Genomic DNA, 2,562 nt, shown 5'->3' with positions numbered 1-2,562 from the left:
AGCGCTGCAGATCGTCGTTATCGCAGTTCATCGGCAACGGCGTGTCGCCGTCGATGGTGTTCGAGAACTCGTAGCGGACCTGGTATTCGGTCTCCTGCTCGTCGTACCACGGCCACCGGGAGAAAACGTCCTTGAGGTCCGCGACGATCTCGTCGAGGCTGCTGTCCTGATACTGCGGCAGCCACATCACCATCCGCGCAAAGTTGTAGAGGTCCTTCCGGACGGGCTTCTTGTCGTGTAGCCGCTCCTCCATATTCGCCATACAGGGGAGTTCAAAGAGGTCCTCGATCTCTCGCACTTCGATCTGCTCGGCGCCGGCCCCGGCTCGCCCGATTCGGTATGTATTGACGCGCCCGTCGCGATCGATCGTGACGGCCGAGTGGGACTCGTGGTCGGCCAGCGTCTTCGCGAGACTGCTCGGACTTGAGATCCAGTCTGTTACTGAGGATTCCCACTCGTCCTCGGCCTCGTACGCCTCGACCGCTCGATACAGCTCTTTCGCCGTGTGGAACTCGCCCGTTTGTGCCACGTCGTCGGGTGCGGCACTCAGGGCCCGTCGGAGGACGCGGATCGTCCGTTCCCCACGGTCCCAGTTCCGCCAGATTCGCTCGTGATGGCCGGTCTCGAGGAAGCGGTCGATCCGCTCCGTAATCGCCGACTCGTTCGTGGTCAGCCACGATAGCTGGTCGTGGGAGAGTCCGTCTTCTTGCACCCTCAGGAGCTTCTTGAACGCCTGCTCAGCGTAGTCCCGATACTTGCTGTCGAAATCACCGACCGGGACGTACAGGTTGTTGTCCTTCACTTGCGTCAGTATCTCCCCGCCGTCACTCCCCGTCGATGACTCGCCCTCCGCTCGAACGAGACATTTGCGTGACGCCGCCGCCATCGGGATTTCGAGGTACAGGCCCTCCCCGAACTCCGGCATTTCTTTGATGCCCGTACAGACCCGACCCGGATGCGGGCCATCTTCACCGGGCTCCTTGCTGTACAGCACGTCGGCGATGTCCTGTTGGAGCGACCCATCGCCGTGGGCCCGAATGAGGGAGGCGAGATTGTTGACGTACAGCTCCCGGATATCGTAGAGCACCTGGATGTTCCGAGGCGATGCGTGTTCGAACTTGGGGTGCTCTTTCACACAGATCGCACTCAACGTCGCGAGCACGGCGAGCGTCCCCGGCTCGTCGACAAACGGCTCCTCGGCGGCGTCGGCACGAACCTGCTCTTTGAACGCTGCCGTCCCGAACCGCTCGACGTCGTTCACGAGGTCCTCGGGTTGGTCCTCGCCGTCGACGACGTATCGGTTGTAGCCACGCGTAAACAGCTGGTTGATACGGGTCTCACCATACTCCAGCGGGAGTGCCGCAACCCGATACGCCATGTTCTCGTCGTCGGTGGGGGTACTCGGACTCATTCGTCGATCACCTCGGGTGTCGCCGACCGAACGTCGAACGCCGGGCTCTCGATTGGTTGAACGATGCTACAGACGTCGGCGTGCAGCGAGTAGGGCAGGCGAGCGACACGCCGGCGGTCGGCCGTCACGACGGGGTCGATCGGGATGTCGTATGTCTCGAGGAGGAGGTCGTTCAACACCTCGCGACTCTGCTCGTCGTATCGGTGCGCCGGGTCGGTGTCCAGCAGGTAGACGTGGACCCCCTGCCCGCTGTACACGACCATCGTCTCCTCGGCGTCGAAATCGTCCTCGAAGATGTCACGCACCTCGAACCCGTATTCGATGGCGCGGTCGATGTCTTCGAAGGCGTACGGATACCCCTCGGGAGCGGCGTCGAGGATACCCGCAGCGTCGAGGAGCGCATCGTCGTCCCGATCATCGACGTCCGCCGGGACCCGCTCCACCGCCCGGTCTCGGGCAATCTCTTTCGCGTCGATGTCAACGAGGAGGACCCAGGGTCGTTCCCAGTGATCCAGCGCGTAGTAGACGGCGTCGGGCCGTGGGTCCGGTTTCTTCAGCACCTCCGGATCAGCAAGCGCGAACTCGCTCCGCCCCAGCGGGTCGTTGCGCGCTGGATGCCGAATGAACTCAACGACATCCTCGAAGTCGTCAAACTCGGGCGTCGTTCGGTCCCCCGACGGATCTGTTTGCCACGTATCCCGCCGGATGAAGTCCTTGTCCGGCACCTCGTCTTTGCGCACTGGGTGGGGCTCTCGGAAGGCGACGGCGTACTGTTTCGGGCCGGTCGCCGTGATGAATTCCGGCAAATCGTCCAGATAGCGCGGGAACCCCTCCGCGTAGTAGGTGTAAATCTCCTCGCGGGTCGCCTGTCGCCAGGTCATTGGTTGAGCTCTTGATCGAGATTTTTGAAGCCCCATACAGTGGTCAGGCCCCCAGCATCGAGGTCGTCGACGGCGTCTCTGATGGTCGCGAACGACCGTGCCGCCCGCCCGCTGACCCGCTCGTCGATCCGATCCGCGTCGGCAAGGCTCTCCAATACGTCGAGCGCCGTCTCGCGATTGTTGAAGGCCCAGATCGCGTCGGCGTTCACCGCGCTGAGTTTGTCGTAATCCTCGACCGGGGCGTGCCGGTTGTTACTCGCGAGCTCTGCT

General features: G+C 62.8%; 3 protein-coding genes. All 3 read right to left on the bottom strand.

Annotated elements, in window-relative coordinates; translation table 11 throughout:
• Positions 1-1,411: primase-associated protein (locus AN233_RS01315; protein ID WP_058365073.1), on the bottom strand; the 1,411-nt coding region annotated here is incomplete at its 3' end.
• Positions 1,408-2,292 (bottom strand): hypothetical protein, encoded by an 885-nt coding sequence (locus AN233_RS01310; protein WP_058365072.1) that lies wholly within the window; start codon positions 2,290-2,292, stop codon positions 1,408-1,410. The genes AN233_RS01315 and AN233_RS01310, both read right to left, overlap by 4 nt.
• Positions 2,289-2,562: hypothetical protein (locus tag AN233_RS01305; RefSeq protein WP_058365071.1), on the bottom strand; the 274-nt coding region annotated here is incomplete at its 5' end. The genes AN233_RS01305 and AN233_RS01310, both read right to left, overlap by 4 nt.

The sequence above is a fragment of the Haloparvum sedimenti genome (assembly GCF_001462205.1).
Classification (GTDB): Archaea; Halobacteriota; Halobacteria; order Halobacteriales; family Haloferacaceae; genus Haloparvum; species Haloparvum sedimenti.
Note: the sequence above shows the minus strand (reverse complement) of the source record. Positions and strands in the feature narration are given on the sequence as shown.